This window comes from Nitrobacter sp. JJSN (genome assembly GCF_051912485.1).
Classification (GTDB): Bacteria; Pseudomonadota; Alphaproteobacteria; order Rhizobiales; family Xanthobacteraceae; genus Nitrobacter.
Genome location: NZ_CP196822.1, coordinates 654,093 through 670,080 on the forward strand (window position 1 = coordinate 654,093; position 15,988 = coordinate 670,080).

Annotated in this window: 9 protein-coding genes; 5 read left to right on the forward strand and 4 right to left on the reverse strand. The window is 60.6% G+C overall.

The window, feature by feature from the left end; genetic code table 11:
* Positions 1-532: 532 nt before the first annotated feature.
* Positions 533-1,324 carry a universal stress protein gene (locus ACSZOQ_RS03415; protein WP_439924625.1) on the reverse strand — a complete coding sequence of 264 codons (792 nt, stop codon included), beginning with the start codon at positions 1,322-1,324 and terminating at the stop codon, positions 533-535.
* A gap of 652 nt (positions 1,325-1,976) precedes the next feature.
* Between ACSZOQ_RS03415 and ACSZOQ_RS03420 the strand changes: the two genes are divergently transcribed.
* The 3 genes from ACSZOQ_RS03420 to ACSZOQ_RS03430 all read left to right on the forward strand — a co-directional run bounded on the left by ACSZOQ_RS03420 (position 1,977) and on the right by ACSZOQ_RS03430 (position 4,689).
* Positions 1,977-2,693 carry a PcfJ domain-containing protein gene (locus tag ACSZOQ_RS03420; RefSeq protein ID WP_439924626.1) on the forward strand — a complete coding sequence of 239 codons (717 nt, stop codon included), beginning with the start codon at positions 1,977-1,979 and terminating at the stop codon, positions 2,691-2,693.
* A 330-nt stretch (positions 2,694-3,023) separates the two neighbouring features.
* Positions 3,024-3,836: an amino acid kinase family protein gene (locus ACSZOQ_RS03425; protein ID WP_439924627.1), complete on the forward strand. Its 813-nt coding sequence runs from the start codon at positions 3,024-3,026 to the stop codon at positions 3,834-3,836.
* 13 nt (positions 3,837-3,849) lie between these two features.
* Entirely contained in the window at positions 3,850-4,689 is an 840-nt protein-coding gene (locus ACSZOQ_RS03430; protein ID WP_439924628.1) for an amino acid kinase family protein, read from the forward strand.
* Between the two features lie 251 nt (positions 4,690-4,940).
* Here the strand turns inward: ACSZOQ_RS03430 and ACSZOQ_RS03435 are convergent, their stop codons facing one another.
* Entirely contained in the window at positions 4,941-11,660 is a 6,720-nt protein-coding gene (locus tag ACSZOQ_RS03435) for a hypothetical protein (protein ID WP_439924630.1), read from the reverse strand.
* 357 nt (positions 11,661-12,017) lie between these two features.
* On the reverse strand, positions 12,018-12,527 hold the full coding sequence (locus ACSZOQ_RS03440) for an invasion associated locus B family protein (protein ID WP_439924631.1): 510 nt from the start codon (positions 12,525-12,527) through the stop codon (positions 12,018-12,020).
* Between the two features lie 228 nt (positions 12,528-12,755).
* On the opposite strand from ACSZOQ_RS03440, the gene ACSZOQ_RS03445 reads away from it, so the two are divergent.
* Positions 12,756-13,394 carry a response regulator gene (locus ACSZOQ_RS03445; protein WP_439924633.1) on the forward strand — a complete coding sequence of 213 codons (639 nt, stop codon included), beginning with the start codon at positions 12,756-12,758 and terminating at the stop codon, positions 13,392-13,394.
* A gap of 181 nt (positions 13,395-13,575) precedes the next feature.
* Here the strand turns inward: ACSZOQ_RS03445 and ACSZOQ_RS03450 are convergent, their stop codons facing one another.
* A complete protein-coding gene (locus ACSZOQ_RS03450) occupies positions 13,576-15,336 on the reverse strand; it encodes an ATP-binding response regulator (protein ID WP_439924634.1) in 1,761 nt (586 codons plus the stop codon).
* Between the two features lie 260 nt (positions 15,337-15,596).
* Here ACSZOQ_RS03450 and ACSZOQ_RS03455 point away from each other — a divergent pair, with 260 nt between their 5' ends.
* Positions 15,597-15,950, forward strand: coding sequence for a hypothetical protein (locus ACSZOQ_RS03455; RefSeq protein WP_439924636.1), 354 nt, complete (start codon positions 15,597-15,599; stop codon positions 15,948-15,950).
* The last annotated feature ends 38 nt before the right edge of the window (positions 15,951-15,988 follow it).

Below are 15,988 nucleotides of genomic sequence, written 5' to 3' on the forward strand. Positions count from 1 at the left end.
AATGAACTGCTCAATGCCGCAACGTCTTGCGGTATCAGCGAGGATATCGTGACCATCGGGCCGTAAGCGACCTCAGCATCCGTATCCTGGTCATGCTGATTTCTATCAAATTCGTCTCATTACTCAGCTGTGTTGGGACAGCGCCGTAACAGCGACAGCCGGCCATCATCATCGGCTTCATTCAGCAGTTTTAGTATCGTTTTGAAATGCAAGATGAGCGACTCGGTGGAGACCGCGTGGGAGAGGTCGCCAAAGAACTGATGGCTTCGAAATTGTTCGAGAGCAGTCGGGTCGCGCTTGATGGCAACTTCAGCCGTTCGGGCGTCGCATATGACCACGCCCGCAGCCTATACGTCTTGTCCGGTCGGGAAGGAATTTGAGTCACGCCGGATTGGATTGGACACGGCGTCCGCTCCTCGATGACCAGGGGACGGTACGCTGACGAACACGTCATGGCTGAACGCGAACCTGTCTCAGCGCAGATGCCCGACATAAAGTCGGGCATTACGGTCTATTCAGATCTGATCCCGCTTCAGTGCGACATGAAAACAGGAACCGTCATCGCCGACAGCATTCCGCGCGTTGCTCCACCAAACACGAATTCACGCAGGCGAGAATGCCCATAGCCGCCCATCACAAGCAGGCTCGTCGAACCGTCAGCCACGTGCGACAGAATGGCACTCGCGACGTCGGTATCGGCAGCACGCATTGTTTTCACCGCGACCTTGATATCGTGTCGTGCGAGATGCCGGGCGATCTCGGTCCCGCCGATCGCCTGCTCAGTCTTTTCATTTTCAACAGTAAACAGTTCGACGGCGCTGGCTTTTTTCAACAACGGCAACGCATCATTGATGGCACGCGCTGCGGTGCGGCTTCCATCCCAACAGCATACAACCCGATCGAGCTTCAACCCAGCTTGCTGAATACGAGGAACGATAATGAGCGGTCGGCCAGAATCAAACAGCGCCGCTTCGATGAGAATGCTGTTATTGACGCCAGTATCATCGTCAGATTGCATGATAATGCTTAGATCGAAACACCGCGCCATCTCCGAAAACGTCTTTTGCGTTCCAAAGACAAGCCGCGATTCAGCCGAAAGATCATGGTGCTTCATGGCCAAATCAAAACGGTCAATTGCACCGCGCGCCTCGGCTTCGCTCTCGGTAAATAGGTCGCCGAGAGCATCTGCGGGAATGTTCGTCGCAAAGTTAAATATGACTCCCGTCAGATGCGCGGCGAAAGTTCCGGCTATCGAAGCCGCGAAATCGCGAACGATATCCCGAGAAGGGTCACGTTCCAGATGAAAAATAATGTTTTTGATCATACAATTCGCTCCCAATCTGAGCACTCTTTATGAGATATGGTATCGACAGATCAAAGCAAGCCACGGCTTCAGGCTTCGATGCTATTCTTATTTGGTGAAAGCTGGATGGCAAGATTCGTTGTGCGCTAAAGCCGGCAATCAATGCGGCGTGGGCGGGCTGTACTTTGAGGTAGCAAGACGGTCCTTGCCACGAAACCGCCCATTGCAATAATCGGGTCCTCGCATGAAGGATGATGGACAGAAAAGCCTGCTGCAATGGTTGGCTCCTGAACTCGCAGCGAACGGCGTCCTGCAAAACGAACCGTGGGTTCAAATCAGCGCGCGTCAGGCCGAGGACATGTTCTCGGTAAGGCCATTGGCTATCGCGGCCGTGACAATGGTCGTGGTCGAACCTTTCGCGATCGACTATCTGAGGCAAGCTCCGGTCCTTGTCGTCGCTGCGGCGCAGGGCATGGAATGCTTCCGGCCAACCGAACGAGAATTTGTCCTGCGGGATTGGCAGGCAATAGTCCGCGATCGCCCGAAATTGCGCGATCTCCTGAGGTACTATGGACTTATCCGACCGTTACGCGCGCTCAAAGGGCAAGCGTTCCGTGCCGGTCCGGCCGAATATCAGGTCATTCAGAATTTGTGCGATGTTCCGCCGTCGCCGTTGGCGCAGGCGATTCCGACTTCGATCCGCAAGCAGCACAACTGGTTACGCGCGCTTGGTGAATGGTCCGACGCAATGTGTCGCCGTGAGCAGAGCGCCAAAGCCCTCCTTGACTGGGCTGTATGCGCAATGGGCAATCATACGGGAAGCACGGCCGACGGCACCCTGGATCAGGCATCCACTATTGCAGACTATGCGGCATTTCATATCAGAAGTTTCAATCGGCGGTGGAGCTATCAACGTGCTTTTCGAGCAGCGCTCGAATGGCATGAGGAACTCGCGCGGGCCAGCAACGAGAAGGCGTACTTTCTAACCCACAAGATGGGGTGGGACGATGTGATCGATTACGGTGGCCTGCCGGGCAGCGTGACGATCGAAGGATACGAAATGGTCGCGCTCCAGACCGGCGCAGCGCTTCATGCCGAGGGCGTGGACATGCATCATTGCGTCGCGAGCTACGCGGGAAATGTCATACGAGGATTCAGCCGAATTTTCTCGGTGCGTAAAGACGGCCAGCGGGTTGCGACCTTCGAGATCAGCAAGTCAGGCTTCTTGCTTGCGTCGGGCGAGTTTCTTCAATTGCCCGCCAGCAAAGGACCCCTTTACAAGCTCGTGCAGCTCAAAGGACCGTACAATGCCGAGGTCTCCAACGAGATCGAAAAGGCGATCCATGCCTTTATTTCCGGCCTGAACGAAACATCCCGAGCCGTTGGATGAGCACGTCGCCGTACCTGACGACGGACAGGTTCGCTCGAATAGACCGACGTGATCGTCGTAGTGGACTTTCCGTCGGTGTCGTTATCACCCCATCATACATAACGCTTTGAAAACAAAGGGGTTTATCCTTTTGTCGAGTTGACATGCATTTGGGGACACGACATGTTGTCGGCAGGGACGGAGCCCGCTGGGCGAGCCGTTGGGTGAGTTATGTGTCGGCTTATTGTCCGCTGAACAAAGCCCATTCCACAGATGGAATGGTGGCGTCGATGAGCTGACGGACTGTCGAACAAGACGAACAAAACGAATTGACGACGAAAGGAAAGCCCCATGGCTAATACGACCGCGGAGCTCGAGGCGCTCCTCACACAGCGTTCGCTGACTGACACGCAGCTTCTGGCTGCGGCGGAGGCTTCGGCGGACTTTCGAATCCTGCCTGATGCGACGGTTCTCAAGATCGGCGGACAGAGCGTCATCGATCGCGGCCGCGCGGCGGTCTACCCGCTGGTGGACGAGATCGTCGCCGCCCGCAAGAACCACAAGCTGCTGATCGGAACCGGCGCAGGCACACGAGCCAGACACCTGTACTCGATCGCAGCCGGGCTCAATCTGCCGGCGGGCGTGCTCACGCAGCTTGGAGCCTCGGTTGCCGATCAGAACGCCGTGATGCTGGGGCAGCTGCTCGCGAAGCACGGCATATCCGCGGTCGACGGCGCCGGGCTCTCGGCTGTGCCGCTCTACCTTGCCGAGGTGAACGGTGTCATCTTCAGCGGCATGCCGCCTTACGGGCTCTGGACGCGTCCCGCCGCCGAGGGCGTCATCCCTCCCTACCGCACCGACGCCGGATGCTTCCTCATCGCCGAACAGTTCGGTTGCAAGGCGATGATCTTCGTGAAGGACGAAGACGGTCTTTACACCGCGAACCCGAAGACCTCGAAGGGCGCCACCCTGATCCCGAAGATCACGGTCGCCGAAATGAAGGCCAAGGGGCTGCATGACTCGATCCTCGAATTCCCCATGCTCGACCTGCTCGAGTCGGCACGCCACGTCCGCCAGGTGCAGGTCGTGAATGGCCTCGTCCCGGGCAATCTGACGCGTGCGCTCGCCGGAGAGCACGTCGGCACCATCATTACCGCGAGCTGAGAGGATCACCGTCATGGCCAACACAACCGACACCATCAAGCACGTTGCCTCGCCGCTCGCACGCCAGACCCTGCTCGACGCCCAACTCACCGCGCCCGTCGCCGGCAAGCGGCCGATCCGCCTTCTGCCCTGGCTGCAAGTGGTGAAGATCGGCGGCCGCTCCATCATGGATCGCGGCCGGGACGCTATTCTGCCGATCGTGGACGAGATCCGGAAGCTCCTGCCCGAGCACCGTCTGCTCATCCTGACCGGCGCCGGCATCCGCGCCCGCCACGTCTATGGCGTCGGCCTCGATCTCGGCCTGCCGGTCGGGTCGCTCGCCCCGCTCGCCGCGAGCGAGGCTGGCCAGAACGGCCACATGCTGGCGTCGCTGCTCGCTCCGGAGGGTGTCTCCTACATCGAGCACCCGACCATCGCCAGCCAGCTGGCGATTCACCTCTCCGCGGCCCGCGCGGTCGTGGGAAGTGGCTTTCCGCCCTATCATCACCACGAGTTCACGGGCTCTCGCATCCCGCCCCACCGGGCTGACACCGGCGCGTTTCTGCTCGCCGATGCGCTCGGAGCGGCCGGCCTCACGATTGTCGAGGACGTGGATGGTGTGTATGACGTCGACCCCAACGGCTCCGACGGAAAGAAGGCGAAGTTGCTTCGCGAGACCAGCGCCGCCGACCTGGCAAAGTTCAAGGGCACGCTGCCGGTCGACACGGCGCTCATCGAGGTCATGGCAACCGCGCGCCACATCGAGCGGGTACAGGTCGTGAATGGGCTCGTGCCGGGACGGCTCACCGCCGCGCTGCGTGGCGAGCACGTCGGAACGATCATCCACACCGCCGCGCACGGCCGAAACGCATAACCCGGCCGTGTAGCAATTAAGCGCCTCGGTCCCGCCGTCGCGACCGTATCAATGGTGCTGCAGAAACGGGTCGGAGCAATAGCTCCGACCCGTTTTGGCGTTTGGCCCTCATTCCGGCCGTAACACGTCGACGACATCGGTCGATCGGGTTCTGCGCCGGCACAAGGCCTTGCCCAGAACACGGCCAAACGACATGATAATCGGCGATCGTCGGAACGTTGGTCAGCGCGCGCTGCGAGAGAGACATCGGGTCAAAAACGCCGGGTCAGCTTGATCGAGCCCGTTTGGTCCTGATAGCCGTTGGCAAATTGCGTTTCGTATTGCAGCTTCAGATCGAGTCCGGAAACGCCCCACAATCCAAACACATCGATGCCCGCTGACGTCTTGGCCAGGGTACGCGGTATCGAATTCGCCGACGCAAATGAGGCGACACCCGCCGGGGCGCCCTCGAAATTGGAGTTAATTGTCCAGCTTCCGGTCGACAGCAACGTGGCGCCGGCCCGAATATAGGGCCGCATGGCCTGACCATTGTCCCAAATGATGGTTTGACCCAACTCCACCGATGGCGCGACGGCGAACATCACCTGGCTGGCCGAAGCAACACGCAGGCCCAACACGCCGGCACCCGTCTCGCTAAACCCCGGCATGGTATTATAGATGACGTCGAAATCGAGCATCGGCTTGACGTAAGTGATGCCGAATTCCGCGAGATAGGCCGCATGGAATCGGGTATCGAGTCGCCAGATGCTTGATTGGCTTCTGGCAGACCCGATGCCGACAAGATCGATCCTGCGCGTCGTATCGAGCGCCGCATATCCGGTATCAAGCGCCACGCCAAACAACCATGATCCCACTTGGTGTTTGAGTGCCAGACCGAGGTCGTAACGATCAGCCTGCGTGACAGAGAAATCTCCGACCGTCGTGTGGCCATACTCATAACCAGCCGCGAACTCGAAGAACCAATCCGGTGCGAGCTCGATCTGCCGGCCGGCCTGGATGCGCCCGGCACGATCGCGATATCCGTTCGAACCGGACGCGGAACCTTTGTCAGTCAGAACACCGGTCACTTTGGTCCACTCGCATGCGGTTTCCCGGAGCGGCGCGAGCGCGCCCTGAAATCCGTGGCAGCTCATCATGCTGTCGGTGAAGTTGAGGCCGGTCAGAATCGCAGCAGACGCCTGGCTTGCGTAGGATGCCCCATGCAATCGATCGAGCGATTGGGCGTAAGTATTGGGGTCAGAAATGGTGGCGAAGTAAGCAAAGACCGGCCCCATACCAGCCGCTCCGCCGCCGGCATTCCAGATACCCTGAAGCTGATTTGCAGCGTTAGTGTCATTCGGTGAAAAATAGGACGCAAACGAAGGCGGCACAAACTGCGCGCTTAGAACGCTGAGCTGAAGGTTGTTGCCGGCAATCTGCAAACCGTAGGTCACGCTTGCACTATCGACAGGCGTAGCGTCGTTGATACCGACAAAGCCGTTGGCGGCACTGACAATCGTCGTGGGCGCGTTCGGCATCAGCGACGCCAGGTGAGGCTCGACTTTGCCGCGCACGTTCGCGGTTCCTGTCGCGGCAAGCACATCCGACGTTCCACCGAACGTCGCGTCGACAACCAGCGTTCCGCTCGGAGCCTGGATGAAATTGCCGTTCAGCGCGGTACTGATCTTGTTGCCGATGCCGCCAAGGTCAAGCCGGCCAGCATTGCTCATCGTGCCGGAGCCGAGATTGACGGTCTGTCCGGTGGTGAAAACACCCGATGCTAGATTGCTGAGGCCCCCGAGTCCGGAGCCGAGGTCGATGTTGCCCGAAATATTTCCGGCGCTTGTGATCACGGTATTGCCCGTCGCATGCGCGACGTTGTTCTGATCGACGCCATCGGTGGCCTTGATCGCCAGACCTGACAACGCAGTTACGGTCGCGCCGGCGGCAATGGTGATCGTATTGGTTTTTCCGCCATCGATGTAAATGCCCGCGGCCGACCCACCGCCACCGGAAACCGTGCCGCTATGCAGTTTGATGGCGATATCGTCGCCACCCGTGCCGCCAACGCTTTGCGCAAAAATGCCGTGGGAGTCGAGACCGTACGCAATCACGCTGCCGCTCTGGTCGATGGTGATCTTGCCGCCCGAACCGGCACCGCCGTTGGAACCCGCGAATGGAATGGTGCCGAAGCTGGCATTGCCGCTGCCACCGGTGCCGCCACCGCCGCCAATGCTTTGCGCGAAGATGCCGTAGGTCCGATAGCCGTTGGTGGTAATGGTGCCGGTCGTTCCGATCGTGACATCACCGCCATTGCCGCCGCCACCGCCCGTGCCACCGACGCCGACTCCAATCGTCATAGCATGGCTTAGCAGCGTCGGGTTGTTGCCCGAGACGTCGCCGCCGACGCCGCCGCCGCCGCCAACGCTTTGCGCAAAGATACCGTGAGCACCGTCACCGAAGGTGAGAATATCGCCGTCCATCGTCACGTTGACCGCGCCGCCTTTGCCGCCTGCGCTTCCCGAACCGCCAACCATCACCGAGCCACCGTCGGCGCCCTGACCGGTGCCGCCGACGCCACCACCACCGCCAATGCTTTGCGCGAAGATCGCAACCGCACGATCGCCGAGCGTCGTCACATCACCGGTCTGATTGATGGTGACCACTCCGCCATCGCCGGAGCTTCCAGCCGATCCACCGACGCTAATTCCAATATTTTTCACATCGGTGCCGGCGCTGGCGTCACCTGCTGCCGCGATACCGCCGCCACCGCCGATGCTCTGCGCAAAAATTCCGTAGGCATCGGCGCCGCGCGTCGCAATCGTGCCTGCATTGGTCACGATGACATCGCCACCTTTGCCAGCGCCGCCCGAATTGGCACCTAAGCCAACGCCAACGCTGATGTCGCCTTCGCTTTCGCCGCCACCGCCGCCGCCCGCACCGCCACCACCACCGACGCTCTGAGCGAAAATTCCGTAAGCCGCATAGCCGTAGGTATCGATCGAGCCAGTGTTGTTGACCGTGACCTTGTCGCCGGCGCCCGCAACGCCACCGCTGCCGCCAATGCCGATCGCAACCGATATCTTGGTATCCTCCTTCTCTCCTTTCTTGGCGTCGTCGGTTTTCTTTCCGTTGCGGTCCGGCTTTTCCTGCTCTGGCGGAGGCTTGGTGGGGTCCGGATCGTCCGAATTGAGCGCAAGAAAACTCACTAACCCACCGGCCACGTCAGCATTCGAACTGGCGCGGCCGGCGCCGCCAATGCCGCCGCCGCCGCCAATGCTTTGCGCCACGATCGCGTGCGCATCGTCGCCAAGCGTCACAATGCGGCCGTCATTGGTGATCGTCACGGCTTTGCCGTCGCCACCACCGGCGCCGGAGCCGCCGATGGCGATGGAAATCGCAGCCGCATTTTCTGCGACGATCACCTGCGCCGTCGCGGTTGCATCGCCGCCGTTGCCGCCACCGCCACCGACGCTTTGGGCAAATACACCAACGGAGGCCGCACCACCGGTCATGATCCAGCCGGTATTGTTGACCGTGACTTCACCGCCATCACCGCCAACACCGCCACTGCCGCCGATCGAAAGTCCCAAAGCCATCGATCCCTTGGGCGACGCGCTGATCGAGCGCGCCATGCTGGTCCCGCCGGTACCGCCGCCACCGCCGATGCTGAATGCCGTTATGCCGTTGGAGCCGATGCCCGTTGTTGTGATCGCACCGGTCTGGTTGACGGTAACCGTGCCGCCGTCACCACCGCCATTGCCACTGCCGCCGATCGCAACCGTTGCATTCACCAGGTTGCCGGTGATCGCGTAGGCAGCGCCACCGCTGCCGCCGCCGCCGCCAACGCTTTGTGCGAGGATAGCAGCTGCCAGATCGCTATGGCTTGTGATCGTTCCGTAATTGTCGACCTCGACGGTGCCACCATCTCCTGCCGCACCGCCTTTGCCGCCAATGGTGTAGTCCACCACAGTCACGCCGAGGCTCGTGCTGTCGCCGCCGTTACCGCCGCCGCCGCCGGTGCTTTGCGCAAAGATCGCGCTGGAGCGGAAGCCGGATACGCTGATGGTGCCGTAATTCTGAACCAGAACATTACCGCCATTGCTGGCCACGCCACCGTTTCCGCCAATTGACACCGAGCCAACCGAAGGACCCGCGTAGGAACTGGCCGATCCGCCGTCGCCGCCACCGCCGCCCACGCTTTGCGCAAAGATGCCGTGACTGCCGAGGCCGCTGGTCGCAATCAGATTGTAGTTGTAGACGTTGACGTCGCCGCCTTTGCCGCCACCGCCACCGTCACCACCGATGGTGATGAAGCCCGACGCACCGCCGCCGTTGCCGCCGCCGCCGCCGACGCTTTCAGCATAGACACCATACGACCCGATTCCGGTTGTACGGATGATGCCATTGTTGGTGACCGTTACGATGTCACCGTCACCGCTCGAATTTCCTGCACCGCCGAGCGCAACCAGGCTGCCCGACTGGCTTCCAGCGCCACCACCACCACCGATGCTGGCCGCAACGATGCCGTGGGAGAAAGCACCATTGGTCGTGATGTGCCCATCATTGGTTACATCGATGACGCCGCCCTTGGCCGCGGATCCACCCGATGCACCGATCGAAACAACGCCGCTGCCGCTGGCCGCAGTGCCGCCGCCGCCGCCCGTGCTCTCGGCCTGAATGCCAAACGCGCCGAAGCCATCGGTAGTGATTGATCCGGCCGCATTGACCACGACATGACCGGACGTTCCGCCTTGTCCGCCCGCGCCGGGACTGGCATAGGCCGCTCCTGCGTTGGCGCCATCGCCGCCGACGCCACCGAGACTCTTGGCGTAAATGCCGCTCGCCAGCAGACCCGTCGTATGGATTTCACTGGCGCCCGATGTTGTCACGGTCACAGCGTCGGCATTGCCGCCACTGCCACCGATCCCGCCGTGGGCAACGACGCCAGCACCGCCGCCGCCATGACCGCCAGTCCCACCGACGCTTTCAGCGAACACGCCATAAGCTGCCACGCCGCCGGTATTGATGGTGCCATCGACGTTGACCGTCACCAGCTTGCCCGAGCCCGCAGCGCCTCCTGTTCCGCCGCTGCCGCCAGCACCGCCGGCGTCGTCGCCGTTGCCGCCCATGCCCCCAGCGCTTTGCGCAAACGCGCCATAGGAGGCCGCGCCCGTCGTCTTGATGGTTCCGTTTGCATTGATAGTAACGATACCGCCGTCACCACCGGCGCCGCCATTGCCGCCAACGGCGTTGGTTGCGTCGCCGCTATTGCCGTTGCCGCCGTTGCCGCCAGCACTCAACGCAAACAGCGCAACGGCATTTGCTCCACCAGTGGTGACCGCGCCGCTGGAGGTCAGCGAAACCGTGCCGCCATCACCGGCATTGTGGCTATTGCCTGCATCGGCATTAGCGACTGAAAATGCGTGGCCGCCGTTGCCGCTGTCGCCGCCCTGGCTGTAAGCAAAGAGACCAAATGCTCCCGCACCACTCGTGGTGACATTTGCCGTCGTATCGATGGTCACGCCACCACCCGCACCGCCATCCGCGCCATTGCGCGCGTTGGCGTTCGTGGAGCCCAGGGCGTTGGCGCCATCGCCACCGCGGCCACCAAGACTTTCGGCGAAAATGCCGATGGCATTGACGCCATCCGTCGTGACGCTGCGAACGCCGACACCATTATCGGCAATCGTGACCTGTCCGCCCACACCGCCGTTGCCGCCGTTGCCGCTGGTCCCGTTGATGGTCAGACTGTCGCTGGCGTCACCGCCGACGCCGCCAAAGCCACCCTGGCTCAGGGCGTAGATGCCGTAGCTGGTGGATCCGTGGGTTTTCACGACTATGGACCCATCCATCGTCACGGTAACGGAGCCACCCGTACCACCGGTGCCGCCATCACGTCCCACAGCTGTACCGCCGGTGGCGCTGCCGCCGTTGCCGCCTCGACCGCCAACGCTGTTGGCAAAAATGCCGATCGCATTGGCATCTGCTGTCGTCGTGACGCTGCCCGATGCCGTGACCGTTACGACACCGCCAACACCACCCGCGGCACCATAACCACCACCGGCATCCGACGTACCTCGCTCGCCGGCCGCACCACCGGTGCCGCCGAAGCCACCCTGGCTCTGTGCGTAGATGCCATAGCTGCCGTTGCCGTGCGTCGTGATGCTGTCAGTCGTCGTGACCGTGACCGCACTGGCGTCCCCGCCCAGGCCGGCATTGCCGCCGCTGGCGCTGGCGAGGCGGTTCTCGTTTTTGCCATCGCTGCCGGAGCCCGCAATGTTCACGGCAACGATGCCGTGAGCAAACGACAGCGGATCGGTCAGGCCTGATGTCCCGGAGGTTTCGATCGACCCGTTATTTGTCACGGTGACGGTGCCAACGCCGATACCATAGGTGCTGCTGTTGGTGGTGTGACCCGAGCTTGAAAACGCGTAGATGCCGGCGGCGCCGTCGCTTGTAGTCGTGATCGAGGCCGTACCAGCGTTGGTGACCGTCACGATGCCGCCCGGCGCACCGAGAGAGCCATCGTCCTGGTTGTTTGGCCTGCCGTTGCCGCCAATCGAACGGGCCAGGATGCCGTATGCATTGATGCCGGTGGTGGTGACGACGCCGGCATTCGACACAGTCACGTCACCGGCGATACCGCCGTGTCCCTGGCTGACATCAAAAGAATTACCGCCGGTACTCGACACATAGATGCCGCTGGCGGCGCCGGTGGCGTGAATGACCACGGTACCATCCGTGGTGACACTCAGATTTGTGGCGTCGGCACCGCTGCCGTTGTTGCCGCCATCCGCGCCTTCTGACTTGAACGAGATTCCGTTCGGCGGCCCGATATTCGTCGTTACCGATTGAACGAACAGGCTGGTCAAGCCGCTGCCAGTATCGATCTGAATACCGGACGACTGATCGCCCGAGCAGGTCGCTGTCGTACCGTTGATAACGCAAGGGTCGGCGCGCGCCGGACCGATCGCACAAGCGGCAAGCAAAACGGTTGTTGCCAGCGGAGAAACCCCACCGCCTAGCTTAGGCAGCGACCTAAGCGGACGACCGGATCGGTCGAATGGTTGCACGGTTTGCCCCGAATTTATTCGCGAAAAATGCGCACAGGACGCATTTGCGTCACTGAGCATGCCCCATGAATTGTCCCGTGCTTATCTTTGACCGGCACAGTGCGTTCTAACAAGTGCAAGCGGATCCGTTTGAGGTCTTAAGACTTAAGGGCAGCCATTCGATACACGTCTCACCACCGGCCGCGAATAGCCATAGGCTCTGAGCCTACAAACGCGACGGCCTTAGGCCGAGAGGCCCGGCGGCGTTGTGCTCTACCCCAACATCGTGAATGCCTACCTGATTTTGTCGTAGGCCGGCACAAACCCGGCCAGCGGCATTTCGACCAGCACAGCCTGTTTGTTGGCGTTCTGAAACGCGACCTTCAATATCTTTCCCTTGCGCATGGCGTCGAGCAGTTTGTCGGAGATTTGCGCCCCGGCATAACATCCCGACGGTGCACACGTCTGAATGGCTAGATTTTCCGCTGCGCCTTCATCGACCCTGATGGCCATCGGCTCAACGACAAGGATACCGAGCGGAAGCTGCACCATCATGACCGGCTTCTTGGTTTCCGCCGGGACTCGAACTGTGATGCTGGTCACGATCTGGTTGTTGTCGCGCTGCAAAACCTGTTGAAAAGCCCGGCAATCAAGCACTTTACTATCGCTGGTGCACTCGACCCGCCAGCCATTCGAGACCGGTGTGGGGTTGGCGCCCTCAGCCTCTGCATTGTTGAGCGTGATGCAAAGACCTAACGCACCGAGGTAGACGAGAGCCGTACCTATAAGACGAACGCGGGCCATGTTTCGAAATATCGGCGGCTGAATTGTCGTGCTTTCCTGCATCGCTCACGCATATCCCCTGACCTGAGCAACCGTCCATCTATTTCTGATCGATCGCATCGCTGTCGAAGTCCTAAGACAGGGCATGTACCATTGCGACCAAGGGGCCAGATTTTGCCCCACGGCCGGTTACCGTGTATTCATGTCGCGTTGGGATCGATCCGTCTCTGCCGACTGGAGCCGCCTGTCGTGAAGCTGCTTCTCATCGATGACCATTCGATCATGCGCGCTGGATTGGCCGCGCTCCTCACGCAAACGAGGGCGGATATCGAAATTCTTGAAGCAGGCGATGCCGCCGGCGGGATACGCGAGGTCGATGCCCATGATGATCTTGATGCAGTTTTCCTCGATCTGAACATGCCGGGCGAAGATGGCATGTCCGCGCTGCGCGAGATCGGCAAGCGGCGGCCGGATCTGCCGGTCATCCTGCTGTCGTCTTCGGAAAATCCGGAACACGTCAGGCAAGCCCTGGCGGCAGGTGCCCTCGGCTATCTGCCCAAATCGGCCGGTCCACAGACGCTGATGTCGGCATTGCAGCTTGTGCTGTCCGGCGAAGTCTATATCCCCCAAATCATGTTGCGGGCGCCCGCGCCGCAAGCAAACGACAGGGCGCTGACGGCCGCTACACATTTCAACGCCCAGCTCACGGAGCGCCAGATCGATGTGTTGAAGCTGCTTGGCCGAGGCATATCGAACAAGGAGATCGGCCGCGAATTGCTTGTCTCCGAACGCACCGTGAAGGCCCATGTCACGGCGATCTTCAAATCACTCGGCGTGGTCAACCGGACGCAGGCCGTCGAGGTAGCCCGGCGCGCCGCCATTATCTAGAGCCTTTTCGTTCCTGATGAAATCAGAAGCTAGGCTCTTGCTTTAACGAGTTTTTTCACGCCAACCGATCCATCCTCGGGTCAAGCCGGAGGATATGCTTCGCGCGAAAACGCTTTAGGAGCTCGATTCCAGCATTCGCGCCGCGCACTTGCGGGCCGGGGAAGCGAATGTTGAATCCGCTCTACCAGGCCGGTTCTCCGGAACGGGGACCGGCGATTGTCAGGCTGGTGATCGCCGCACGGAGTTTGCCATTCGAAACCGGCTTGTGCATCAGGAGACAACTGCTCTCGCTCGCCTCCCTGATGCGGCTCGGCGCGGTATCGCCTGTCATGAGAATAGCGGGAATATTCTCGTTAAATTCGGATCTCAACCGCTGGATCGTCTCGATGCCGTTTTCAGCCGATCGCAAGCGATAATCCGAAATGATGAGATCGGGTATCACAGTGCACTCCACAATCCGCGCCAGCATGTCGTGACATGAGCCTGCGACAGTGACGACGTGCCCCCAAGAGGTAAGCAGGCTTTGCATCGACGCCTGAATCGCAACCTCGTCATCGATGACGAGAATGAGCAGTGGATTCGCCGCGCTCGGTGAGCCATCAATTTCCTGCATCGTCACGGATGGCTCTCGCTGCGATATCGGAACCGACAGCTTGAATACGGAGCCGCGACCAACCAAGGATTGCAGTGTCAGTGGTGTCTTCAGAATGTCCGTCAATCTGGCGACGATGGCGAGGCCGAGCCCGAGTCCCCGGCTGCGATCTCGTTCAGGATTTCCTATCTGATAGAACTCCTGGAAGATAAGATCGCGCTCATCTGGCGCTATGCCGCGACCGCTATCCCATACCTCGACACTCAGCCGCTCGCCGCGACGACAACCGACGACGACGCGTCCCTTGTCGGTATATCGAATCGCATTCGAGATCAGATTGCGCAGGATGCGTTCGAGCAGCACCGGATCGCTCTCAACGACCTGCGAGCAGGGAATCAAAGTCAGCGTCAGATTTTTCCGCGTCGCCTCGGCGCCTTCATCGCGACATATCCGCTTCAACAGCGCCAGAATCGGAAACGATTGATGCTGCGCCTGAATCACTCCTGCATCGAGCCGGGAAATATCCAGCAGTGACGTGAACAGACCATCAAGCGCGCCGACCGAGTCGTCGATCTGTTTGACTAGTCGTTGCGCATCGTCATCCATTTTCCGGGCGCGTAAAGCACCGACAAACATGCTCAGAGCGTGGACCGGTTGACGCAGATCATGACTCGCCGACGCCAGAAAGCGGGATTTGGCGACACTCGCTTCCTCCGCCTTCTCCTTTTGCAGACGCAAATTCGTCGCCAGATCGAGGTTTTCGAACTGTAGCCGCAGAGACTTATTGAGGATGTCGCTGTGCTTCTTTGCCAGCATGGCAATAACCGCAGTCCATAGTGTGGCGAGCGCAGCGTAGGTCCAGTGCAACACGTCATGATGCGAGGCGGCCCAGATCGTGGTTGGCGCCATGATAGAGCACAGATTGCAATAATATGCCGGGAGATAGGTCGCGAAGGCGGTGATGGCCCCCGCCGCGATACCCGCGCAAACCAGCAGCACGATAAACTGCAATTCGACGCGGCTCGGACTCATCAGCAGGAGCGAGCCGAATCCCCAGGTCAATCCGCCGGCGAGAGCGCTGGCTATGGCGCGTCGTGCCCAACGCTGCCAATCCGACGGCGCGGGCCTCGATCTCCGATAGGCACGGATGAGCACGAACCTTGTAATGGATTGTCCGAAGACGAGCGCAACAAAGATCACAGCCGCCGACAATGGCACCGCGCCGAGGCTCACCAGCATTCCAGACAGGATCGCAGCCGCAATCAGGCTTCCGACCGTTCCTTCCACCGCATTCCCGTAGACCGCGGCGACCTGTTCGGCACGCAATTTATCGTAATGCAAAATAGACATTGGAAATGTTAATGTGATGGGTCCGTTGCCTCGATCCTGATCGGCAACAAGCCACATCGCTCCCGCGACATCAACTGCTGGCGCGATTACCCTGGCGATTCGTTTAGCCGGTGCTCCGGGCGCTCCGCCCCAGAACGCTCTGCATGGGCTATCCTGACATCGGGGACTGCTTCTCTCACGGTCGGCTTTCATCAATCAGTTCCGGAAAATGTGAAGGATCCCCGCTTTCCCGGCTTCCTGAGCCGTGGCAGGGTAGCTCCATGGGGTTTCGTTGCTTCATCGGCCGTCTACTGGCGATCTTCGTGATCGCGGGGCTCGTTGCGGCGCCGCTGGGAACGCCAGTGGTCGCGATGGGGTCATCCACGGTCGCGATGTCCGACCTGGCATCGATGTCTGATGACATGCCGTGCTGTCCTGACACGCAAAAGAATAAAGACTGTAAGGACTGTCCGCTGCTTGCGATCTGTGCCCTGAAAAGCTTCGCGACTCAGTCCGCTGTCGATGCGATTGCTGTCCGTCCTACTCGGCATCACCAGCTTGCCGGTCGTGACGATCTCATGAGCGACGGGGTCGACCGTCCTCCACCCGACCATCCACCTCGAACCCTGGTCTGACCGGCGCGCGAGCGCCGTTCGATGCCGCGCGACCGAGA